We start from the raw sequence: 23,123 nt of genomic DNA, 5'->3' as shown, positions 1-23,123 counted from the left end.
CGTTCTCGGGAAATTGGTAGCTGATAAAGGCTGTTATTTTTTCTGTGTGGAAGAGAGCTCTAAAATTGGATTAATGTGGATAGAGATATATGAATCCTTTGTTAGATAAAATGCAAAAATGGATAAATGATGGCGTTCAAACGTTGTTGAGTATTTTGAAGATTGTCATTTATTCGAAAAATAGGACTCCTATGCCTACTGAATTCGATTCTTTAGGAGAAATTGTAATTTTGGGAAACGGTCCATCTTTGAATACGACTGTAGCGAGCTCTTCTGCATTTTTAAGAGATAAGACATTATTGGCTGTAAATTTTGCAGGGTCAACTGATTTGTTCAAACAATTGTGTCCTGGACTATATGTTATAGCGGATCCCTATTTTTTTGATGCGTCAAAAGAAAAATCTGTTGATTTATATTGTGCTTTGTCTGAGTCGGTTACGTGGAAAATGTATCTATTTGTTCCGGTTTTTGCGTTTAAAAGAAGATGGTGGCAAGAAATTTTGAGTACGAATCCTCATATACATATTGTCCAATATAATATTACACCAGTGGAGGGTTACAAATGGTTTTCCAGATATGCTTTTCGTAAGGGGTGGGGGTGTCCTCGGCCCAGGAATGTCCTTATACCTTCTATCATGTTGGCTTTTCGATTAGGCTTTAAAAAAATATATTTAGCCGGAGCTGACCATTCTTGGCTTCCACAATTGTCGGTGGATGACAATAATCGAGTAATTACTCGTCAACCACATTTTTATAAGGATAGTGAACAACATAATAAACAGGTGGATGCTGAATATGCTAATATTCATTTGCATGAAGTTCTATATAGTATGTATATAGCTTTTCGGTCATATTTTGTCATTCGGGATTATGCTGAGCGTATAGGATGTAAAATTATAAATATTACTCCAGGTTCTTTTATTGATGCTTTTGAGAGAATGCTCCCAAAGCAAAATGACCCTGGTCGAATTTTTTAAACATTGGGGTAATACCCTGATAAAAATTGGAAAAATGGAAAAAGTATTAGTCACAGGGGCTGACGGTTTTATTGGTTCTCACCTTACAGAGATGCTTTTAGACCGAGGTTTTCAGGTAAGAGCACTGTCTTATTATAATTCTTTTAATAATTGGGGATGGCTTGAAGGTATTACTCATCCTGGTCTTGAGGTTGTATGTGGAGATATACGAGATCCGTATTTTTGCAAACATATTATGCAGGGGATTGATATTGTTTTTCATTTGGCTGCACTCATTGCGATTCCGTATTCTTATGTTGCTCCTGATAGTTATGTTGATACCAATATAAAAGGAACACTGAATGTATGCCAAGCAGCTAAAGAGAGAGGCGTGAAGCGTGTATTGGTTACTTCTACCAGTGAAGTATACGGGACGGCCAAGTATGTTCCTATTGATGAGAACCACCCTAAACAGCCTCAGTCTCCTTATTCAGCAACTAAAATAGGGGCAGATGCTTTGGCCATGAGCTTTTACAATGCTTTTGAACTTCCGGTTGTAATAGTCCGTCCATTTAATACGTATGGTCCTCGCCAGTCAGCTAGAGCTATAATTCCGACCATTATTACTCAGATTGCCAATGGAGCTAAAGAAATAAAATTAGGAGACCTTAGTCCTACGCGTGATTTTAATTATGTAAAGGATACTTGTCGGGGATTTATTCAGCTTTCACAATGTGAGGCAGCGATAGGGCAGGAAGTCAATGTATGCAGTAATTATGAGATATCGATGAGAGATACTTTGAATTTGATATCGGAAATAATGGGTGTAAAAGTTTGTTTTGTGGAAGATGAGCAACGTATCAGGCCTAAAGGTTCCGAAGTATTTCGTTTATGGGGAGATAATTCAAAGATAAAGAGCTTGACAGATTTTAAACCTGAATATCCTATACGAAGGGGATTGGAAGAAACAGTGAAATGGTTTATGGATAAGAATAATCTAAACCGATATAAAGCAAATATTTACAATGTATAAAGAGACGATTAGTTTTATAAAAAGGTTATTTCCCAATCAAGAGTTTGTGCCTTTACATGCTCCGTGTTTTATCGGTAATGAAAAGGAATATTTGAATGATTGTATCGATTCTACATTTGTTTCGAGTGTTGGTAAATATGTCGATAAATTCGAAGATGTGGTTGCTGTTTATACGGGGGCTAAGCGTGCTGTTGTATGTGTAAATGGTACTAATGCTATTCATTTGGCTTTACTTTTAGTTGGAGTTGAACAGAATGATGAAGTTTTGACTCAACCGTTGACTTTTATTGCGACATGTAATGCAATTAGTTATTGCGGGGCACATCCGGTTTTTATTGATGTAGATAGGGAGACAATGGGATTGTCTCCAGAAAAATTAGAAGAGTGGATTCTTGATAATGCAGAAATGAGAGGAGATGCATTGTATAATAAGGGTACAGGCAGACGGATTAAAGCTTGTGTGCCTATGCATACTTTCGGGCATCCATGTAAAATTGATGCTATAGCTGATATTTGTCTGCGTTATTCTCTTGAATTGGTCGAAGATGCGGCAGAGAGTATCGGTTCTTTTTATAAGGGGAAGCATACCGGGTTATTTGGAAAGATTGGCGTTTTGAGTTTTAATGGTAATAAAACTATAACAACCGGTGGCGGGGGGATGTTACTTTTCCAAGATGAGGAGCTGGGGAGTTATGCAAAACATCTATCTACGCAGTCTAAGCTTCCTCACCCATGGGAGTTTGTGCATGACCATATAGGATATAATTATCGTATGCCTAATATTAATGCAGCTTTGGGATGTGCTCAGATGGAAACATTGCCTTTATTTTTAGAAAAAAAACGCCAATTAGCTGAAATTTATCAAGGTTATTTTAGTAAAAAAGGTATTTCTTTTTTTGTTGAACCAGAACATTGTCATTCAAACTATTGGCTAAATGCCATTTTATTGGATAATGAAAAGGAACGTGATGATTTTCTTGAATATAGTAATTCTAATGGAGTTATGACTCGTCCTATTTGGCGATTGATGAATAAGTTGCCTATGTTTGAAAAAGAGCAGTGTGGAGATTTGAGCAACTGTCTGTATTTTGAGAAACGAGTGGTGAATATTCCAAGTAGTGTCAGGTTATGAATGATAAGCTAAATGTCTTATTTTTAGGTGGTGCTAAACGGGTATCTTTAGCTGAACATCTGATAGATACGGCAAGGAGAAAAGGGCTTGACGTCGAAGTTTATTCGTATGAATTGGATGAATTTGTCCCTATAGCTTCTGTTGGAACAGTTATTCTTGGTTTACGGTGGAAGGATGAAAACATTATTCCAGATCTTCTATCTGTCATTCGAGAAAAGGATATTCACATTGTTTTACCATTTGTCGATCCTGCCGTGGAAGTTGCGAGCCGATTAAGGAGTATTTGCTCGGATGTTTTTATCCCTGTTTGCCGAGAAGACATATGTAAAGTTATGTTCGACAAGCAGCTTTCTGTGGATTGGTTTAAAAAATACGATATTCCTGTGCCACAGTGTTTTTCAATAGGGAATATCGAATTTCCCGTGATTCTTAAACCTCGAACTGGTTCTGCATCTAAAGGTATAAAAATAGTTTATTCCCGAGATGATTTACGAAATATTTCAAATTTAGGCAGTTATGTAATACAAACCTACATCCAGGACGGAATAGAATTTACTGTGGATTGTTATGTATCAGAAAGTCGGGATATTGTATCGATAGTTCCGAGAATTAGGCTCGAAGTTGCCGGAGGAGAGGTTATAAAAACCCGAACAATAAAGGATGATGTTTGTATAACTTTATCTCGGAAGGTTTTGCAAACGGGGCAATTTATAGGCCCGGTAACTATACAGTTTATACGAGATGTGGCAACCGATAAAACATATATTATGGAAATTAATCCCCGTTTGGGTGGAGGGGTAATTGCAAGCATCGAAGCCGGAGCTAATATTCTTTCTACGTTGTTAGATGAATATCTTAAGTATCCGGTCGAACCTATTGTTAGCTGGAAAGAAAATATATTTATGACGCGATATTTTAAAGAAGTTATATTCTATGCAGATAATCATTGATATGGACGGTACTATATGTACCGAAGAGCGTACGTATAGCCGCTGTTTGGCTGTACCTAAACTTCATGCGGTAGAGTCAATAAATGCTTTGTATGACGAAGGACATACTATTATAATATACTCTGCCCGTACATGGATGGAGTTTGAGATGACTACAGCATGGTTAAAGGAACATAAAGTGAAATATCATCAGTTGATTATGGGAAAGCCTATAGGGGATGTGTGGATTGATGATAGGGCTTTACAATTTAAGGATAATTGGCAGGAGATAATAAAAGACTTGAAGAATAGGAAAAAGTGATATCATGGGAAAGGTTGTTATTATAGCTGAAGCTGGTGTGAATCATAATGGGAATTATGATTTAGCAAGAAAATTGGTTATTGCAGCTAAAGATGCCGGAGCTGATTATGTAAAATTTCAGACTGCTCGTCCCGAGAGGGTTATTTCCCGATATGCGCCCAAAGCGGAATACCAGTTAGGTACGACAAAAAAAGAAGAGTCGCAGCTTGATATGTGCCGGGCAATTCATTTGCCTTTGACAGATTATAAGCCACTTAAGGACTTTTGTGATGAAATAGGGATAAAATTTCTTTCTACACCATTTGATTTAGAATCTATAGATGTGTTGGAAGCATTGGATATGGACTATTATAAGATTCCATCTGGAGAAATTACCAATTTACCATATTTGCAAAAAATTGCACGTTTGGGACGTCCGGTAATTATGTCAACTGGAATGTCCGGTTTGGGAGATATCGAGGCTGCACTCGGTGTGTTGACAAAAGAGGGGTTGGGTTTGGAGCAGATTACTCTTTTGCATTGTAATACTGAGTATCCTACCCCTTATGTTGATGTAAATCTTCGAGCAATGCAGACATTATCCGATTGCTTTGGTGTAAAAACTGGGTATTCGGACCATACCAAGGGTATAGAAGTCTCGTTAGCTGCGGTAGCTTTGGGAGCAGTTGTAATAGAAAAGCATTTTACGTTGGATAGAAATCTTCCCGGGCCTGATCACAAAGCTTCGTTAGAACCGGAAGAATTGAAGAAAATGATAGAGTCTATCCGAAATATTGAATTGAGTTTGGGGAGTCCGGTAAAAAGAGTTTCTAATTCTGAGGCAAAGAACAGTATTGTTGCTCGTAAAAGTTTGATTGCGGCCAGGGATATAAAAGCTGGAGAGGTTTTCACTGAAAATAATATGACTGTGAAGCGTCCTGGAAATGGAATTTCTCCGATGCGTTGGTATGAGGTAATTGGGAAAGTTGCCCCTCGTGATTTTAAAGAGGATGAACTATTAGAATTATAGGTTATGCGAAAAATTTGTGTAATTACAGGGACAAGAGCTGAATATGGATTGTTGAGCCGTCTAATGAAAATGATACAGGAAGATCCGGATTTGGATTTACAAATAATAGCTACTAATATGCATTTATCTCCTGAATTCGGTTTGACCTTTCGAGAAATTGAAAATGACGGATTCATTATCAATAAGAAGGTAGAAATGCTTTTGTCAGCTGATACATCATCGTCTATTGCAAAATCTTTGGGATTGGGAATTATAGGTTTTGCAGATGCCATACAAGATTTATCTCCCGATTTAATCGTAATTTTGGGTGATCGTTATGAGATGTTAGGTGCTGCATCTACAGCGTTATTTTTTCAAATTCCTGTTGCACATATTTCTGGTGGAGATGTTACGGAGGGAGCTTATGATGATGCAATTCGTCATTCTATTACCAAAATGAGCCATCTTCATTTTACAACGACAGAAGAGTACCGTAATCGAGTGATTCAGCTAGGAGAAGAGCCAGAACGAGTATTTAATGTTGGGTCTATAGGATTGGATAATATTCGTTACTTACAACTTCTGAGTAGAGAAGATTTAGAAAGGAGCATAGGATTTAAAATCTCAAAGAAAACTTATATGGTCACGTATCATCCGGTTACTCTTGAATATATGACTGCTCGAGAACAATTTTCCGCACTGCTAAAAGCTTTGGATGAAACGGATGCACATATTATTTTTACGAAACCGAATTCTGATTCTAATGGTCGTATTATCGCCTCGATGATTGATGAATATGTAAACTGTCATTCTGATAGATCAGTAGCTTTCACATCTTTAGGATATCTTCGATATTTGTCTGCATTGCAATATGTTGATGGGGTAATTGGGAATTCTTCAAGTGGTATTGTCGAGGTTCCATCTTTTGGGATACCGACGTTAGATATAGGTGCCCGACAAAAAGGTCGCCTTGCTGCATCATCTGTACTACATTGTGAGGCTTCTTACGAGGCTATTGCGGCAGGATTGAGTATGATTGCCACGAATACAGTGAAAGCTTCTGCTAAAGAAGCTAAAAATCCATATGAGAAGCCTAATACTACGGAGAATATTTGGAAGATAATAAAAAATTATCCTTTAGAAGATATTATTAAGAAGCATTTTTATGATGTTAAGATTTGTACGGATAAATGAAGGATAAAGGAATGAATATATTATATGTTATTCCTGCGAGAGGAGGAAGTAAAGGTATTCCCCATAAAAATATAAAATTATTAGGAGGAAAACCTCTAATCGGATATTCTATTGAATTGGCTCGTCAATTGACGTCTGACGAACATATTTGTGTATCCACTGATGATGAGGAGATTGTGCGTGTTGTGGAAAATTATGGTTTAGCTGTTCCGTTCAGACGGCCGAAAGAGTTGTCCGGTGATCAGGTGGGAACTTATGAAGTTTTGTTACACGCGCTTAGTTATTATGAATCTTTAGGCAGACATTATGATGTTTTGGTTTTGTTACAGCCGACTTCTCCTTTTAGGAAAGAAAAGTTTGTTCAGGAAGCATTAACTTTATATACCCCAGATATTGATATGGTCGTGTCCGTAAAAGAGGCCGCTTCTAATCCTTATTATAATTGTTATGAAGAAGATGGTAATCATTTTCTGCATTTGTCTAAAGGGAACGGAAAATTGATTCGTCGGCAGGATGCCCCTCAAGCTTGGGAATACAATGGCGCTATATATGTTATCAATACAGCATCTCTTCGAAAGATGAGTTTGGGAGAGTTTCCCCGTAGACGTAAATATGTTATGGATGATAAGTATTCTATAGACTTAGATACTCCTTTTGACTGGATGGTGGCAGAGATGATGCTACAAGAAAATATTGTAACTTTTTGAGTTATGGGAAATACAGAACGTTTTGTAATACGAGATTATGTTTCAATTCTTGAGGCCTTGAAAGTTTTGAATCGACTACCGAGCAATACTTTGACTTTATTTATTGTCGATGAAAATAACCGAATGGTCGGGACTTTAACAGATGGGGATATCCGTAGAAGTTTAATATCAGGAGCTCAATTAAATGACCCTGTTTCTTCTGTCATGTTTACTCATTTTCGGTATGTAAAAAGCAGTGGCATAGATGTCAGAGCAATTAGGGAATTAAAGAAGTTGCAAATAGCTTTAGTTCCTTGTTTGGATGACGAACATCGTATAACCGGTGTTTATAATTTACGAGAATTACGTTCTGTGTTACCGGTAGATGCTGTTTTAATGGCAGGAGGGAAAGGCGAAAGATTACGTCCACTAACTGAAAAAACACCAAAACCATTGTTGAAAGTAGGAGATAAATGTATCATCGATTATAATGTCGAACGTCTTATCTCTTATGGGATAGACCGTATATCGGTAACGGTAAATTATTTAGCAGAACAGATTGAAGTGCATTTTTCTAAACTTGTAAATGATGTACAGGTAAATTGCGTACGAGAACCCCAATTTTGGGGTACTATGGGCTCTCTTACGTTAATCGATTCATTTTATAATGATACGATTTTACTGATGAATTCTGATTTATTTACCAATATTGATTATGAAGATTTTTATTTGCACCATATAGATAAGAAAGCTGATTTATCAGTGGCGGCTGTACCTTATCTGGTATCAGTTCCTTATGCTATTTTTAAAACTGAAGCAGAACGAGTATTGGCTCTTGAGGAAAAGCCGACATATAATTATTATGCAAATGCAGGTATATATTTGATAAAAAAAGAGTTATTGGAACTTATGCCTCGGAATGCATTTTATAATGCTACTGATTTTATCGATTTATTGATAGAGAAAGGGAAAAGGGTCGTTCGTTTTCCAATAACAGGAAATTGGATAGATATAGGAAAACCAGAGGATTATAAACGAGCACAAGATTTGGCTCGGCATATAGAGATGTAATCATCATTGCTTATTTGGGGTTATTCTACTTTTTGCGTATTCCAAAATGTCTTGTAGAATGTGAGAGTTCAGACTCTTGTTGGTGGCGTAGTATAGCAAAACACCTGTTAGTGTTTGGAGTATGAGTAGTAACCATTCCTTATCGATGATTATGGGTAGTAACACTAACGGTATTGAAATTATTATAGTAATTGCGCAATATGGTATCATATCTTTTACTTGTTTTTTTATTCCATATCCAACAACTTTTCCGCTGATGTAAGCCATAAGTAGATAATGTAAAATAGAGACAAAAACTTGTCCTAAAACGAGAATTGTAACACCCATTTCTAGTGTAATAAAGATGGCTATCAGAGACAGTATATCTTTTACAATTTCTAAATACAACATAATTTTTACTTTTCCAATCCCTAGAATGCAGTTATTAAGGAATACTGTCAGTGTAGTAAAAATTCCTCTGAATATAAGGAGTTGAAAGAGTAAAATAGATGCATCCCATTTGTTTCCGAATAATGTTCTGAATAGAGGTTCTGCAACAATGATAAGACCTGCATATATAGGAAAAATTATAAAAGAGGTGAGTTTATTCATTTTACTTATTGCTCGATGTAGCCGCTCTCGATTATCTTGCATATCGGCAAGAATTGGTAGGAAGGAAGAACCTAAAATCTGACCTAAAGCTGTGATTCCCATTTTGCTCCATTTATCCGCCTGTGTATAGTATCCAAGATGTTTTAGATTATAAAAAGAGCCAATGATAAAAGAATAAATGTTGAGAAATATAGTGTTGAACAAGGATGTCATCATGACACCTGAACCTATTTGGAATATTTCTGATAAAGATTTTTTGCTAAAAGTCCAACTTGGCCTCCAGGAGTTGAATTTCCATAAAATTGCTGATTTTACCGATGAAAGTACAAGTGCTTGAGCTACCATTGCCCATGCTCCGTATCCGTTTAGTGCCATGATTAGAGCTAAGGCTCCGGAGAGAAATAGCCCGATGGAATTTGAAATGGCAATTATTTTTACATCCATTTTTTTCATCAACTTTGTGCTTTGTACCATTCCAAAAGCCAGTATTATGAAATTCAGGAACATAACTCGGGAGAGTGTTATAAGCCTTTTGTCATGAAAAATATCAGCAATAAGAGGAGCTGTAAACCATAAAAGAATATATAATATTACACTGATTCCAATGTTGAAAAAGAAAATAGTGCTGAAATCGGTCTGTGTAACATTTTTTTTCTGAATAAGAGCCGATGAAAATCCACTGTCAATAAATAGATTGGCAAATGCTGTAAAAATAGTTATAGCCCCGATGAGGCCGAAATCTTCAGGCATGAGAACTTGAGCTAAAACTATACCAGTAACTGCATATAAGATTTGAGTAGATATACGGTCTATTGTATTCCACATCAAGGTATTGGCAGTTTTTGCCTTTAAGTCGATGTTTGTATTTTGTGGTTCGTCTTTCATTTAAGACGCAAAATAACAATATATTTTAAATATTTGACTCAATCTTTTTTAGAAAATATAATAGGTATGTAGTTTATATGTATATTTACCAGTCAAAAGAAATGTGATGAGAATTTTAGTATCTACGCCAACACTTTGCCATCCAGATTTTCCTCATTCTCCAAATACAGGTTTGGGACTTATGGTTTCATCTATTTCAGAAGCTCTGTATAAGTCTGGAAATGAGGTATATGTTAATAATTCCAGTTTTTTCGGTGCATCGTCTAAACGTTTGGGGTATTGCTTATTGTCACGGAGGTTATATGCTTTGTTATTTTCCTCGAAGTGGAAAGATATATTTCGTGGTTTTAAATATGCAATAATGGCTAAAGAAGAGTCTATATGGGCTCGCTATAATATTTTTAAATATTATTTTAGTATCGGCTATAATGAGAAAATTATTAAACGGCTTACACCTGATTATATACATATACATGGTCTGACTATAAATACGTTACCTTTTATTATAGCTGCAGTTAGGCGAAATGTTTCATTTGTAATTACATTACATGGCTTAAATTCTTTGAATGAATCTATCAATTTATCGTCTTTTGCAAAGGCATTTGAGTTTAAGATGCTTCAATTGCTGTTGGAGGGTCAAGTGGGGGTTTCTGTTGTCAGTTCTGGAATACAAAAAAAAATTATTGAAGAGTTCGGTGGGAAACGATATCCGACATTGAAAGTGATTTTGAATGCGATTCCTTCAGTGCAGACGACGTATTTAGATGTGATAAGAAAAAGACAAATTGTTTGTGTTGGGAACATCAATCAAAATAAAAATCAGGAGCAGCTGATTCGGGCTATAGCTTTGCTTCAGGGACAAATGGAAGAATATTTTCATGTTTTCTTTATTGGAAATGATAATTTGCACGGAAAGTTACAAAATCAGGCTTTACTTTTAGGTGTGGATAAGTTTTGTCACTTTACAGGTTCATTGCCTCATAAAGAAGTTTTTTCTTTAATGAATGAGTCTTGGTGTACATGTTTACTTAGCAAAGAAGAAGGTTTTGGATTGTCTCTGATTGAGGGGTATCGGTTTGGCCTTCCTGCGATTTGTTTTTCGGATATTGATGCTGCTTATGATATTTATGATGATAAATGTACAGTCTTGATAAAAGAACGTACCGATGAAGCTGTTTCTTATGCGATTTCAGAGGCTTTTAGCCGGTATTGGGACCGTGATTACATCCGAAAATTTTCGTTTAAATTTTCACTTGATTTGATGTCTGAAGGCTATATGGATTTTTTTAAAGAGAGCTGTCTTCCTAACTTGAATGAGCATAATATAAATGTTCTTATGGATGAATATATGTCTTCTGGAAAATAAATATGTCAATTGAATAGCAAATAATGCCTATCCATGTATCGAAAAATAGAATAGTAAGATGTGAAAAAGAATCCTATTTGAATTATTCCTAAGAAATAAATATTAGAAATAAATATTGTAAAAGATAGACTGGTTAAGAATAATATAACCCCGACGGATAGATATGGGAAGATATCTTTTAGTTGCGTATACCAAGGATAGTCTACTTTTTCCCCAATAATGATGATGCTGAGGATATATACTATTATTCTTACTATTACTAAGCTTATAACCATATGTAACATTCCCATGTGCCAAGTTAAGAAGATTGCTATGAATATTAGCCCTATTTTTATTACCTCGAGGCGTAAAACAAGATGAGAATGTCCTGAAATTTTTATATAGTTTCCATTAATAGTCGTAAATACGGTAAAAATACCCGCAGCACATAATAATTGCAAATAAATAATTGATTCGGTCCACTTTTCCGATAAAAATATTAGTACAAATGGTTTACTTATTAATATGAAACAGAGTAATGACGGAAATGTTATAAATGCCGTTAATTTCATTGTATCTCGATATGCTTTGACCAATCTTTCTTTCTCGTTTTGTATAGCACTGAATACTGTATAGGTCGCGTTTTGTATGGTTCCGTATAATGTAGAGATTCCCATATCGGCCCATTTGGCAGCTTGGGTGTAAAATCCCAAAGAAGTTTTTCCATAAAGTCGGCCGATAAACGCAGAATAAATATTTAGGAATATTGAATTTAAGATATTGGCCAGTAAAATATTGGATCCAAATGCAAAGAGTTCACGAAACGATTTAATCGAAAAAATTGCTTTTGGATGCCATTTCCCGATAATCCATAATAAAATTGTTTTGGATACGGATTGCGACAGCATTTGGGCGACAAGGGCCCAAGCACCATAGTTGTGGAGTGCATGATAAAGAGCTGTCAGACCCGATATAAAGAGTGATAAGAAATTGATAATTGTTACTTTTCTGAATTGTATTTCTTTTACAAGATAGGCTGTTTGGATAAGTCCTAAAGCGTTTATTAAGAATATGCAAAAAAGGCTTCGGGAGAGTGGAATAAGGATGGGTTGATCGAAAAAAGAGGCTATATTGGGAGCTCCTAAAAATAAGAGGATGTAAATTATGAATGATATCAATAAGTTGCAATAAAAGACTGTATTATAGTCTGCTTCTGTTGGATTTTGTTTTCTAACGAGAGCTGACGAAAAGCCGCTGTCGATGCAGGAGTTGGCAATAGCAACAAAAATGGCCAGCATTCCTATCAAACCATAATCGGACGAATTCAGAATGCGGGCCAGTATTATTCCTATCACAATAGAGATAACCTGGTTTGAGACTTTATCCAATGCATTCCATATAATTGCATTCCGAGTAGTCTTTTCCAGGTCTTCTATCATTTTTCCATACGTTTATTTTACTTCTGAACCAGGACGTACTTCGTCTGCAGGCTCAATAACAATTAATCGCCCGTCTGCATCTTCAGCAGAAAGAATCATACCTTGTGATTCTATTCCTTTGAGCTTTCTCGGAGCTAAATTAGCTATAAAGCATACATTTTTACCGACTAAGTCTTCGGGGGCATAATGTTTTGCTATTCCTGATACAATTGTTCGTCCTCCTAAGCCATCATCTATCTTAAATTGCAGCAGTTTATCTGCTTTAGGAACTTTTATACATTCGAGAACCCTGCCAACCCGAATGTCTAATTTTGAGAAATCTTCAAATGAGATATTTTCACGAACTGGAGCCGCTTTATGATTTTTGAGTTCGTTTGCCTTTTTTGTATCTAACAGTTTTTGTACTTGGGCTTCAATCGTACTATCTTCTATTTTCTCAAAGAGTAGTTCTGCCGGATTTAATTGTAATCCTTCGGGCAATATGTCTGTGTGTCCTAATACATTCCAATCGACGATTTGCATATTTAACATATTGCGAAGTTTTTTCGCAGAGAAAGGCAAAAAGGGTTCAAAAGCAATGGCCAGGTTTGCAGAGATTTGCAATGCTAAATTTAATATTGTTGCCACTCGGTTCATGTCTGTTTTTGCCAGTTTCCAAGGTTCTGTATCGGCTAAATATTTATTCCCAATACGAGCCAGGTTCATAGCTTCTTTCAGTGCATCTCTAAATCGGTAGTGCTCTAAATATGATTCCATTTCGGCTTTTACTCCGGTAAATTCGGACAAAGTTTGTTTATCATATTCGGTCAAATCTCCACAGGCAGGAACTTTCCCATCGAAATATTTATGAGTCAAGACGAGTGCTCTATTTACAAAATTTCCTAACACAGCGACTAGCTCATTATTGTTACGGGCTTGAAAGTCCTTCCATGTAAAATCGTTATCTTTTGTTTCTGGAGCATTGGCTGTAAGTACATAACGTAATACGTCTTGTTTGCCTGGAAAGTCTTGTAAATATTCATGTAACCATACAGCCCAATTGCGGGATGTGGATATTTTGTCCCCTTCCAGATTGAGGAATTCATTGGCCGGAACGTTGTCAGGAAGGATGTAGCTACCTTCAGCTTTTAGCATGGCAGGGAATACAATACAATGAAATACAATATTGTCTTTTCCGATGAAATGAACCAATTTTGTGTTTTTATCTTTCCAGTATAATTCCCATTTGTCGGGCAATAGTTCTTTGGTATTCGAAATATAGCCAATAGGAGCGTCGAACCATACATATAATACTTTTCCTTCAGCCCCTTCTACTGGAACAGGGACTCCCCAGTCGAGGTCTCGGCTAACAGCTCGAGGTTGTAATCCCATGTCGAGCCATGATTTGCACTGTCCGTATACGTTTGGTTTCCATTCTTTGTGGTCTTCCAGAATCCATTTTTTTAGAAAAGCTTCGTGCTTGTCTAAAGGGAGATACCAGTGTTTGGTTTCACGCATAACGGGAGTACTTCCACTAATTGCAGACTTTGGATTTATCAGGTCTGTTGCATTTAAAGAAGTTCCACATGCTTCACATTGATCGCCGTATGCTCTTTCGTTATGGCAATGGGGGCATGTCCCTATAATATATCGGTCTGCTAAAAATTGTTGAGCTTCTTCATCATAATACTGTTCGGACGTTTTCTCGATAAATTCGCCTTTTTCGTATAATTTTTTAAAAAAATCTGAAGCTGTTTTGTGATGTATCTCGGATGAGGTACGAGAATATATGTCAAAAGAAATACCGAATTCCTCGAAGGATTTTTTTATGATATTGTGATAACGGTCAACGATTACCTGTGGAGAGACACCTTCAGCTTTTGCCTTTAATGTGATAGGTACGCCATGTTCGTCCGAACCACCTATCATTATCACGTCTTCACCTTTTAATCGGAGATATCGAGTATATATATCGGCTGGGACATATACTCCGGCAAGGTGCCCTATATGTACAGGGCCGTTTGCATAAGGTAATGCTGTTGTTACGAGGGTCCGTTTAAATTTCTTTTCCATACAATATTTTATTTATTGTGATTTGTGATTTATTTCAAATTAAAATGCAAATATACTATTTTTGTTGCAAAGGATATCTGCCTGGAATTAAAATCACTATCTTTGGTAAAAGATTGTTAGCGAGTTTTGTTTGATAAATGTATAAAATGTATTTGAATGATAAATAGAGAATTAGTCGACCCTCAAAGTATTGTTATTGTCGGAGGTTCAAATAATGTGCAAAAACCAGGTGGAAAAATTATAAGAAACTTGCTGGAGGGTAATTTTAAAGGTGATATTTATGCTGTCAATCCTAAAGAAACGGAGGTACAAGGCGTTCCTTGTTTTGCTTCTGTTGATATGCTGCCTCCCGTTGAACTAGCAATATTGGCAATTCCTGCAGTTTCATGTCCTGCAGTTGTAAAATTACTTGCCTCAGAAAAAAGTACGAAAGCTTTTGTCATCATTTCTGCGGGTTTTGCTGAAGAGACTCCGGAAGGAGAAAAGTTGGAACGGCAAATATTAGATACAGTAAATTATTATGGGGCTTCTCTGATAGGGCCTAATTGTATTGGTTTGATGAATCGTAATCATCGGAGTGTCTTTACCTTGCCGATTCCAGATTTAAATGCGAAGGGTGTTGACTTGGTTTCAAGTTCTGGCGCTACTGCGGTATATATCCTTGAGTCTGCTATCGGGAAGGGACTACGTTTTAATTCTGTATGGTCAGTTGGCAATGCTCCTCAGATTGGGGTAGAGGATGTTCTTGAGTATCTTGATAGAACGTTTGAGCCGGAAACGTCGCCCCGAATAAAAATGCTTTATATAGAAAATATAAAAGATCCGGATCGTTTACTGCTGCATGCTTCATCATTGATTAGGAAAGGGTGTAAAATTGCGGCTGTCAAATCGGGTTCTTCCGAGTCTGGAAGTCGGGCAGCATCGTCGCATACTGGGGCTATGGCCAGTTCGGATTTGGCTGTCGAAGCGCTTTTCAGGAAAGCAGGAATAGTGCGTTGTTTCAGTAGAGAAGATTTGACAACGGTTTCTTGTGTTTTTACGCTGAAAGAGATTTATGGTCGAAATTTTGCTATTGTAACCCATGCAGGAGGACCTGCAGTGATGCTGACTGATGCTTTGTCGAAGGGTGGTTTGCATGTACCTGAAATAAAAGGGGAGAAGACTCTGATGCTGAAATCTGAACTGTATCCAGGTGCGTCTGTTGCCAATCCGATAGATATATTGGCAACCGGAACTCCGGAGCATCTGGAAAAGGCTATTGATTTTTGTGAAAAAGAATGTCCTGAGATTGATGCGATTGCTGTTATATTTGGAAGCCCGGGTTTAGTCAAAGTATATGATGCCTATGATGTTCTTCATCGGAAGATGGAGGAATGTTCCAAACCGATATTTCCAGTATTGCCGTCGGTTGTAACTGCCGGTAAGGAAGTAGAATATTTTTTGAATAAAGGACATGTGAATTTTTCAGATGAAGTAGAACTTGCTACGGCCGTAACTCGTGTATGTAATGCATCTAAGCCGACAAATGAAGGTATAGAACTTTATGGAGTTGATGTTCCGAGAATTCGGAGAATTATTGATGAAATTACAGAAGAAGGGTATCTTTCTCATTATTATGTTCAGCAACTTTTAGCTGCTGCAGGAATACAAATTGTTAGAGAGGAAGTGTCGAATAATAAAAAGGTATTATTGCGTAAAGCAGAGGAGATTGGATATCCGGTTGTTGCCAAAGTAGTAGGTCCTATTCATAAATCTGATATCGGTGGGGTGGTTGTAAATATACAATCAAAGAAACACCTTGCTTTTGAATTTGAACGTATGATGAAGCTCCCAGATGTGTCAGCGGTTATGATACAGCCTATGTTACAAGGAAAAGAGTTGTTTGTTGGGGCTAAATATGAGCCTCGTTTCGGCCATATAATACTTTGTGGTTTAGGTGGGATATTTGTGGAAGTATTGCGAGATATAGCTTCCGGTTTAGCTCCTTTGAGCCATAACGAGGCATTTTCGATGATACGCTCTTTAAGAGCGTACAAAATGTTTCGTGGGGTAAGGGGGGAAGCTCCTATTGATGAGGTTCAGTTTGCTGAAATTATAGTACGGTTATCCACTTTACTTCGTTTTGCAACGGAAATAAAAGAGATGGATATTAATCCTTTATTGGCAACATCTCAAGGAATCATTGCTGTCGATGCTCGTATACGAGTGAAAAAATAATTAATTTATTTTATTCCCGTAATTTTTCGTATAGTGTTCGGGATGTCCGTATTGTCGAGTCGTCCTGAAAATTGTCCTTGTTCGGCTCCGATTACGTATACCGGAACAACAGCTCCTGTATGATTATTAGATGTCCACCCGATATGGGCTTTCTGATTGATGAGAGAAATTGCAGCATTTGTCAGAGGGCCAACTGTGCTGTATAGATTTGTAATATCTTTTGCTCTTTTTGAGATAAAAGAAGCATCAAATATTCTCATCAGTTCTGCTTCTTCACTATAGCTTACCGGAATGTATTCCCATAGACCCAGATTCTTTTTTAGTATCTCTTTAGCATCTTCCCAAGAGGGGGATGATTTTCTTTCCTTTAGTTGATATAATATGTTTGATAAGTTTTCTTCTGAAACTTTTTGTTTTTGCAGAAGGGAAATTGGTAAATTACTGTCTTTTATTCCTAAACCGATACCTCCCGTTTCATGGTCAGCAGTAACGATGATAAGTGTTTCTTTGGGATGTTTTAAATAAAAATCATACGCAACTTTTATACTTTCATTGAAGCCTATGGTTTCTTGTATCATAGTTGCTGCATCGTTAGAGTGTGCAGCCCAGTCGATAGTACCCCCTTCTATCATCATGAAAAATCCTTGTTTGGGATTATTCATGAAACGGTTTATACATGTTTGAGTAAGTTCTTTTAAAGATAATGTCCCAGATTTTCTGTCTATTTCGTAGGGAATATGTTTTGTTCCCAGAGTGTCATATAATAGAACAATTTTCCCATTTTTTGCAGATTTATCGTAGTTTTTAAAGTCGTTACATATGGTATATCCCATTTTTCTGAAATAAGTATATAAATCAATATCCTGAGGGTTGTTATTGTTTACAGGCTTCAGTAATGAAGCTCCTCCGAAAAAATCAAATCCACTCTCTGCTGCTTGTTTCCCGATTTGATAGTATAAATTTCTATCTGGTTGGGTCGCGTAGAAGCCGGCAGGAGTTGCATGGTCAATTGTCGCAGTAGTAATAATCCCGATTTGCCGTCCTGTTTTTTTTAATTGTTTGCTTATAGGTGTAAGCGCATATGTTCTTGAAGAATCCATTCCTACAGTATAATTGGCCGTTTTGCTTCCTGTTGCTAAAGCGGTTGCTGCAGCTGCGGAATCGGTGATTCGGTGGTCAGCAGATTGAGTTACAGCATGGGTGACAATCGGGAAGTCCAAAAAGAGAAGATTCTCTGAAGATTTTGTTTCGTCCAGAAATAGTCGGGTTGCTTCGACATGCCCAAATCCCATACCATCTCCGATAAAGAAGAATATGTATTTAGGACCTTTACTGTATATAGGTAATGACAGGCTAATAAAAAGTGCGAGAAGAGAAAATTTAGAAAGCTTATTCATATTATTTATATATTAAAGGTCGTTAAGTCATCTCTTTTTCCATAAAAAAAATTCCCTCTATAAGACAGGAAAATAGAAGATATTTGAATAATAGTTCGTTAAATTTATTGATATGATAATCATTTACTCATGGTTCATAGATAACATTTCTTCTATATTTTCTCTTTGGTTGGATAATCTGGGGACTTTATGTTGGCCCCCAAGTTTGCCTTTCTCTTTTAACCAATCGTGAAAGAGCCCTTTTCTGGCCACGATGACTTCTAATCGGTCCAAAGCTATGCCTTTATATCTTTTAGCTTCGTAATCCGAATTAAGAGCTTGTAATGCACAATCTAGGGTATTTGCGAAATTGTCTAAAGAAGGAGGCATTTTTTCGAATTCGATGAGCCATTGGTGGCGTCCTCTATTTTTTTCAGACATATATACGGGTGCTGCTGTATAGTTTGAGACTACTGCTCCAGTTTCGGAGCAGGCTTTAGCTAAGCCTTTTTCTGCATTGTCGACCATAAGTTCTTCTCCAAATGCATTTATGAAATGTTTTGTGCGTCCTGAAATAATAATTTTTACAGGAGATGTCGATACTATTTTTACCGTATCCCCCGTTTGATATCTCCATAGTCCACTGTTTGTGGTGATGACTAAAGCATAATTTTTCCCTTTTTCAACATCCCAAATGGGTAAAGTACGAGGGTGCTCATTGTTGACTTCTTCGAGAGGGATAAATTCGTAGAAGATACCAAGATCGAGCATTAATAACATCCCCGGAGTAGATTCGTTTTGTACAGCGAAGAATCCTTCAGATGCGTTATATGTTTCTACATAATGCATTTTGGCAGATGGTATCAGTTCTTCATATTGAGTACGATAGGGATCGAAACTAATACCTCCATGAAAAAATACTTCAAGGTCGGGCCAGATTTCAGTCAAATATGTTTTTCCGCTTTTTTTTAACATTAACTTTATCAAAACAAGAAACCATGAAGGTACACCTGAAAGATTGGTTACGTGAGAATGCATGGTCGACTGACAGATAGCTTCAAGCTTAGATTCCCATTCCGACATCAATGCAATCTTCTTACTCGGGACACGAATCATGTTGATAAGAGGACTGATATTTTGTATAAGAACGGCAGATAAATCGCCACAGTAACAGTGAGCTGATAACGGACTTACATTGTGACTACCTCCTAAAATCAAACCTTTTCCGGAAAAAAAACGACTTTCGGGATTCATTTGTAGATAAAGAGCAACGCAATCTTTCCCTCCGCGATAATGACATTCCTGCATAGCTTCATAACTGACAGGAATAAATTTACTTTTATCGTTTGTTGTTCCGGAAGACTTTGCAAACCATCGTATTTTGGATGGCCAGATAAGATTCGTCTCACCTTTTTGTAATCGTTTTACATAAGGTTTTAGTTCCTCGTATGTTATTAGGGGTACCTGTTCTGAGTATTGGCTGTAGTTGGAAATATTGGAGAAATGTAATTTTTGTCCCAATTCCGTGTTTTTTGCTGCTTTTAGAAGTTTTTTGAGCTGGTCGGTTTGGATGTTTGAACCGTATTTGCCATATAAGGCAATTTCTTTTTGCCTGGCATTGAAAATATGAGATAAAAGTTTAGTAGTATTCATTTTCATGAAAGTTCTATATCATGTGACGCAAAATTACATAATAATATGAGCTGTGCAACTACAAATACATTATTTTTGATGGTAATATTAAAGGTCCCATAAAATTTGCTATGGGACCTTTTTTTAATAGAGATTATATTTATCTTCTACGTTTTGACGAAGATTCTTGGTATTTTCTACGACGGCCACTGCTACCTTGCCGGTTATTCTTTCGATCTCGGTATGCACTGTCGTTATTTTTTCGTTTTGATTCTCTGGGAGATCCTGAATTAGAAGCCTCTTCTACAGATATGCGCCGACCGAAGAAATCAATATTTTTTAATCCGTTTATAACATTTCGAGCCTCTTTTTCTTCTATTTCAAAAAATGAAAAGTTCGTCATAAGGTCTATTTTCCCAATGGTTACACGCCCTTGTACATTACTATTGATGAGGTCAATAAGAGTATTAGGATATAGACCGTCGGTTTTCCCTATGTTGATGAACATCCGGGTGAAACCTGGCTCAGCACGTCTACTACGTTTCTTTTCATTGCTATTGCTATCTTTGGTACGACTCCTTTCATCAGGAATGTCTAACTCTTGGGCATCAGCGTAATAGTCAAGCAGACGATTGAATTCAAGGGAAACTACCCGTTTTATCAAATCTTCATTACTGAGCCATTCCAATTTACGGAATATGGGAGACAGATATGAGGCGATTTCATCCTCATTTACTTTGACTTTTTCGATCCTATCGACTAAGTTGAAAAGTTGTTTTTCGCATATTTGTTTGCCGGTGGGAATATACCCTTTTTCGAATTTCTTCCCGATTATACGTTCAATTTCTTTCATCCGGCCTTTTTCTTTGACATGAATGATTGCTATTGAAGTACCAGTTTTCCCAGCTCGGCCGGTACGTCCACTGCGGTGTGTGTATGTTTCTATATCTTCAGGTAGTCCGTAGTTGATAACATGTGTCAAGTTATCTACATCGAGACCTCGGGCAGCAACGTCAGTGGCTACAAGTAATTGTAAATTTTTTATTCTGAATTTTTGCATGACAGCATCCCTTTGTGCTTGGGATAATTCTCCATGTAAAGAATCAGCATTATACCCGTCTTGTATTAGCTGGTCTGCTATTTCTTGGGTTTCGCGTCGTGTACGGCAAAATATAATACCATATATACTGGGATAATAGTCTGCAATTCTTTTTAAAGCCAAATATTTGTCTTTGGCATGTACCATGTAATAAACATGTTTCACATTTTTTGCGCCTTCGTTTTTGCTCCCGATAACTATTTCTTTCGGATTGTGCATATATTTTTTTGATATGCGGGCAATCTCGGCGGGCATAGTGGCAGAGAAGAGGAGCATGCTTCGGTTCTCCGGTACTTCTGCCAATATCGCATTGATACTATCGGAGAAACCCATGTTAAGCATTTCGTCGGCTTCGTCCATAATTACGGTATTGACATTTTCCAGTTTTACCATTTTTCTATTCATCAAATCAAGAAGCCGTCCGGGAGTAGCTACGACTATATGTACTCCTTTTTTTAGAGTCCTGATTTGGCTTTCGATGCTAGAACCTCCATATACAGGAAGAATTTTTAATCCATCGATATATTTTGAGTAATCAGTCAGATCACTGGCTATCTGAAGGCATAATTCTCGAGTCGGGCTTAGAATAAGAGCCTGAGGTTGATTGGTTTTTATATTTATTTTTTGGATAACAGGTAACCCAAATGCTGCCGTTTTTCCAGTACCAGTCTGAGCCAATGCTACCATATCTGTATTTTCGCTCAATAAATGGGGGATTACTTCTTCTTGTACTGGCATTGGATTCTCATAACCCATCTCGGTTATTGCTTTTAGAATCACCGGGCAAATTCCTAATTCTTCGAATGTTTTCATTTAATAATAATTGCTTGTTATAACTTTAGAGTTATAGCAAAGAACCTTTCCGCCTTAAAGTAATAATTGTATGTAGGGGAATAAATCGTCTATAATGTATCTAAAGATATTTTTTGTGCCGGCAAAGGTAAGTATAAATATTCGCATCCTTATTATCCAGTGCAATATTTTAACTGAATTTGTTTAATTTATAGCTGAATAGTATGTACTGTTATGCCTGTTTATTTACTTTGAAGTAATATCTGGCGTAGTTTATTACGTTTTTCCTGTGTCACTCCAAGCTCTTTTTCGAGATATTTTGTAATGCTGCCATAATCTCTGATAATTTTTTCTAAACCGCATGATAAATAACGTTCGTCTGCCGACAGTAAGGTAGTTATGGCTTCTTGTACATGTACTGGATATTTGTGGCAGTCTAAGCTGACGTTTCTTTTATTTAAATAGGTATTGGACAGTAGGTAGTCGTATAAAATGACATCTTTAGGCATATCTAAGGCTACCATAATAAGTGCAATAGCAAAACCTACATAATCTTTGCCTAAATCACCACTGATAATGATGGGATAATTATCTTCAACAATAAGTTGGTTGAACATTGATTTATAAGTACTTTTTGCCTTTTCGGACAGTTCTAGGTTGAGGTCTTGCATAAATATAATGGCATCACCACGGAGTAATTCGTTGTTTTTTATTTTGTCGCATAAGGGAGTTTCACAAGGCAAGGAAAGAGGTAAATTTATAACATTCTCTAAGTGTAGGGTTCCTGGAGGGGTTCTAAAATTTTCGAGATTTCTGAAGTCTATAAGTGTTCGAATACCCATTAAATTAAGACGTTTTGTACTTAAATAATCCATAGAATCTAAGCTACCTGCTCGGTATATCATGCCCCAGCGAATATATTTTTGATGATTGTTTCTATATCCGCCTATATCCCGAAAATTTTGTATGTAATTTAATTGAGGAGCTCGTGTTGCGGTAACCATGTCATATTTATCATCAAAACGTACTAAAAAATATTGACGGTGCAGATTTGGGTTTATTTTAACTCGAGCTGCTTGATCTGAGATAGGAGATTCAGCTATGGGTTCCTTCTTTGTATCAAAATTTTCAGGATCAGAGGAGTTATATATTTTTACGGTCCCTTGGACCATCGGGTATACATCCCATTTGATTAAATATTCAAAATTATCGACAGCTTCACAAGCTACTTCAATTTCGGGTCGTGATGAAGAACAGGAAACTGATAAAATAAATAGTAATAGTGAATAAGTGTATTTCAGCATAAAGTCTCTCGATGAATAATATTTATTACAAATATATATATCATGAGGTATAATGCGATATTGTGTTGTATTATTTTAAA

Annotated in this window: 18 protein-coding genes; 11 read left to right on the top strand and 7 right to left on the bottom strand. The window is 36.7% G+C overall.

Annotated features, from left to right (window positions below; translation table 11 throughout):
* Positions 1–89: 89 nt before the first annotated feature.
* Genes Cop2CBH44_RS11060 through Cop2CBH44_RS11020 form a run of 9 tightly spaced genes read left to right on the top strand, consistent with a single transcriptional unit; the run spans position 90 to position 8,311 of the window.
* Positions 90–977 (top strand): hypothetical protein, encoded by an 888-nt coding sequence (locus Cop2CBH44_RS11060; protein WP_246469113.1) that lies wholly within the window; start codon positions 90–92, stop codon positions 975–977.
* A 34-nt stretch (positions 978–1,011) separates the two neighbouring features.
* Complete coding sequence (locus tag Cop2CBH44_RS11055) at positions 1,012–1,989, top strand: NAD-dependent 4,6-dehydratase LegB (protein WP_044227013.1); 978 nt, start codon at positions 1,012–1,014, stop codon at positions 1,987–1,989.
* Positions 1,982–3,121: a LegC family aminotransferase gene (locus Cop2CBH44_RS11050; protein ID WP_055097270.1), complete on the top strand. Its 1,140-nt coding sequence runs from the start codon at positions 1,982–1,984 to the stop codon at positions 3,119–3,121. The genes Cop2CBH44_RS11055 and Cop2CBH44_RS11050 overlap by 8 nt, the downstream gene beginning before the upstream one ends.
* Positions 3,118–4,071 carry an ATP-grasp domain-containing protein gene (locus Cop2CBH44_RS11045; protein ID WP_055097272.1) on the top strand — a complete coding sequence of 318 codons (954 nt, stop codon included), beginning with the start codon at positions 3,118–3,120 and terminating at the stop codon, positions 4,069–4,071. The genes Cop2CBH44_RS11050 and Cop2CBH44_RS11045 overlap by 4 nt, the downstream gene beginning before the upstream one ends.
* Complete coding sequence (locus tag Cop2CBH44_RS11040) at positions 4,055–4,372, top strand: HAD family hydrolase (RefSeq protein WP_021929360.1); 318 nt, start codon at positions 4,055–4,057, stop codon at positions 4,370–4,372. The genes Cop2CBH44_RS11045 and Cop2CBH44_RS11040 overlap by 17 nt, the downstream gene beginning before the upstream one ends.
* Positions 4,373–4,376: 4 nt before the next feature.
* Positions 4,377–5,381 carry an N-acetylneuraminate synthase gene (gene neuB, locus Cop2CBH44_RS11035; protein ID WP_055097274.1) on the top strand — a complete coding sequence of 335 codons (1,005 nt, stop codon included), beginning with the start codon at positions 4,377–4,379 and terminating at the stop codon, positions 5,379–5,381.
* A gap of 3 nt (positions 5,382–5,384) precedes the next feature.
* On the top strand, positions 5,385–6,554 hold the full coding sequence (gene neuC, locus Cop2CBH44_RS11030; RefSeq protein WP_055097276.1) for a UDP-N-acetylglucosamine 2-epimerase: 1,170 nt from the start codon (positions 5,385–5,387) through the stop codon (positions 6,552–6,554).
* A gap of 11 nt (positions 6,555–6,565) precedes the next feature.
* The gene (locus tag Cop2CBH44_RS11025) at positions 6,566–7,261 is read left to right on the top strand and encodes an acylneuraminate cytidylyltransferase family protein (protein WP_055100277.1); all 696 of its coding nucleotides are present in this window, start codon (positions 6,566–6,568) and stop codon (positions 7,259–7,261) included.
* 3 nt (positions 7,262–7,264) lie between these two features.
* On the top strand, positions 7,265–8,311 hold the full coding sequence (locus Cop2CBH44_RS11020; RefSeq protein ID WP_055097278.1) for a nucleotidyltransferase family protein: 1,047 nt from the start codon (positions 7,265–7,267) through the stop codon (positions 8,309–8,311).
* A 3-nt stretch (positions 8,312–8,314) separates the two neighbouring features.
* On the opposite strand, the gene Cop2CBH44_RS11015 is transcribed toward Cop2CBH44_RS11020, so the two are convergent.
* The gene (locus Cop2CBH44_RS11015; protein WP_055097280.1) at positions 8,315–9,787 is read right to left on the bottom strand and encodes a lipopolysaccharide biosynthesis protein; all 1,473 of its coding nucleotides are present in this window, start codon (positions 9,785–9,787) and stop codon (positions 8,315–8,317) included.
* 106 nt (positions 9,788–9,893) lie between these two features.
* Between Cop2CBH44_RS11015 and Cop2CBH44_RS11010 the strand changes: the two genes are divergently transcribed.
* The gene (locus tag Cop2CBH44_RS11010) at positions 9,894–11,153 is read left to right on the top strand and encodes a glycosyltransferase family 4 protein (protein ID WP_055097281.1); all 1,260 of its coding nucleotides are present in this window, start codon (positions 9,894–9,896) and stop codon (positions 11,151–11,153) included.
* Between the two features lie 5 nt (positions 11,154–11,158).
* Here Cop2CBH44_RS11010 and Cop2CBH44_RS11005 read toward each other — a convergent pair whose 3' ends face one another.
* Together Cop2CBH44_RS11005 and metG are read right to left on the bottom strand one after the other, a co-directional pair.
* A complete protein-coding gene (locus Cop2CBH44_RS11005; RefSeq protein ID WP_200754808.1) occupies positions 11,159–12,571 on the bottom strand; it encodes a lipopolysaccharide biosynthesis protein in 1,413 nt (470 codons plus the stop codon).
* A 12-nt stretch (positions 12,572–12,583) separates the two neighbouring features.
* On the bottom strand, positions 12,584–14,623 hold the full coding sequence (metG, locus tag Cop2CBH44_RS11000) for a methionine--tRNA ligase (protein WP_044226723.1): 2,040 nt from the start codon (positions 14,621–14,623) through the stop codon (positions 12,584–12,586).
* Positions 14,624–14,779: 156 nt separating this feature from the next.
* On the opposite strand from metG, the gene Cop2CBH44_RS10995 reads away from it, so the two are divergent.
* Positions 14,780–16,840, top strand: coding sequence for an acetate--CoA ligase family protein (locus Cop2CBH44_RS10995; RefSeq protein ID WP_055097287.1), 2,061 nt, complete (start codon positions 14,780–14,782; stop codon positions 16,838–16,840).
* Between the two features lie 5 nt (positions 16,841–16,845).
* Here the strand turns inward: Cop2CBH44_RS10995 and Cop2CBH44_RS10990 are convergent, their stop codons facing one another.
* The 4 genes from Cop2CBH44_RS10990 to Cop2CBH44_RS10975 all read right to left on the bottom strand — a co-directional run bounded on the left by Cop2CBH44_RS10990 (position 16,846) and on the right by Cop2CBH44_RS10975 (position 23,043).
* Positions 16,846–18,237, bottom strand: coding sequence for an alkaline phosphatase (locus tag Cop2CBH44_RS10990; protein ID WP_074024146.1), 1,392 nt, complete (start codon positions 18,235–18,237; stop codon positions 16,846–16,848).
* Positions 18,238–18,360: 123 nt separating this feature from the next.
* Positions 18,361–19,869: a GH3 auxin-responsive promoter family protein gene (locus Cop2CBH44_RS10985; protein WP_044227019.1), complete on the bottom strand. Its 1,509-nt coding sequence runs from the start codon at positions 19,867–19,869 to the stop codon at positions 18,361–18,363.
* Between the two features lie 139 nt (positions 19,870–20,008).
* Complete coding sequence (locus tag Cop2CBH44_RS10980) at positions 20,009–21,760, bottom strand: DEAD/DEAH box helicase (RefSeq protein WP_044226731.1); 1,752 nt, start codon at positions 21,758–21,760, stop codon at positions 20,009–20,011.
* Between the two features lie 221 nt (positions 21,761–21,981).
* On the bottom strand, positions 21,982–23,043 hold the full coding sequence (locus tag Cop2CBH44_RS10975) for a tyrosine-protein phosphatase (RefSeq protein ID WP_021929783.1): 1,062 nt from the start codon (positions 23,041–23,043) through the stop codon (positions 21,982–21,984).
* Between the last annotated feature and the right edge of the window lie 80 nt (positions 23,044–23,123).

It is taken from the genome of Coprobacter secundus subsp. similis (assembly GCF_015097275.1).
In the GTDB taxonomy this organism is placed as follows: domain Bacteria; phylum Bacteroidota; class Bacteroidia; order Bacteroidales; family Coprobacteraceae; genus Coprobacter; species Coprobacter secundus.
This window is presented reverse-complemented; position numbering and strand designations above follow the sequence as displayed.

Coding starts and splice junctions, on each gene's coding strand:
- Cop2CBH44_RS11040 (WP_021929360.1), top strand. CDS start 4,055: ATGCAGATAATCATTGATATGGACGGTACTATATGTACCGAAGAGCGT.
- Cop2CBH44_RS11025 (WP_055100277.1), top strand. CDS start 6,566: ATGAATATATTATATGTTATTCCTGCGAGAGGAGGAAGTAAAGGTATT.
- neuB (WP_055097274.1), top strand. CDS start 4,377: ATGGGAAAGGTTGTTATTATAGCTGAAGCTGGTGTGAATCATAATGGG.
- Cop2CBH44_RS10980 (WP_044226731.1), bottom strand. CDS start 21,760: ATGAAAACATTCGAAGAATTAGGAATTTGCCCGGTGATTCTAAAAGCA.
- Cop2CBH44_RS10990 (WP_074024146.1), bottom strand. CDS start 18,237: ATGAATAAGCTTTCTAAATTTTCTCTTCTCGCACTTTTTATTAGCCTG.
- metG (WP_044226723.1), bottom strand. CDS start 14,623: ATGGAAAAGAAATTTAAACGGACCCTCGTAACAACAGCATTACCTTAT.
- Cop2CBH44_RS11055 (WP_044227013.1), top strand. CDS start 1,012: ATGGAAAAAGTATTAGTCACAGGGGCTGACGGTTTTATTGGTTCTCAC.
- neuC (WP_055097276.1), top strand. CDS start 5,385: ATGCGAAAAATTTGTGTAATTACAGGGACAAGAGCTGAATATGGATTG.
- Cop2CBH44_RS11045 (WP_055097272.1), top strand. CDS start 3,118: ATGAATGATAAGCTAAATGTCTTATTTTTAGGTGGTGCTAAACGGGTA.
- Cop2CBH44_RS11050 (WP_055097270.1), top strand. CDS start 1,982: ATGTATAAAGAGACGATTAGTTTTATAAAAAGGTTATTTCCCAATCAA.
- Cop2CBH44_RS11060 (WP_246469113.1), top strand. CDS start 90: ATGAATCCTTTGTTAGATAAAATGCAAAAATGGATAAATGATGGCGTT.
- Cop2CBH44_RS11005 (WP_200754808.1), bottom strand. CDS start 12,571: ATGATAGAAGACCTGGAAAAGACTACTCGGAATGCAATTATATGGAAT.
- Cop2CBH44_RS10995 (WP_055097287.1), top strand. CDS start 14,780: ATGATAAATAGAGAATTAGTCGACCCTCAAAGTATTGTTATTGTCGGA.
- Cop2CBH44_RS10985 (WP_044227019.1), bottom strand. CDS start 19,869: ATGAATACTACTAAACTTTTATCTCATATTTTCAATGCCAGGCAAAAA.
- Cop2CBH44_RS11010 (WP_055097281.1), top strand. CDS start 9,894: ATGAGAATTTTAGTATCTACGCCAACACTTTGCCATCCAGATTTTCCT.
- Cop2CBH44_RS10975 (WP_021929783.1), bottom strand. CDS start 23,043: ATGCTGAAATACACTTATTCACTATTACTATTTATTTTATCAGTTTCC.
- Cop2CBH44_RS11015 (WP_055097280.1), bottom strand. CDS start 9,787: ATGAAAGACGAACCACAAAATACAAACATCGACTTAAAGGCAAAAACT.
- Cop2CBH44_RS11020 (WP_055097278.1), top strand. CDS start 7,265: ATGGGAAATACAGAACGTTTTGTAATACGAGATTATGTTTCAATTCTT.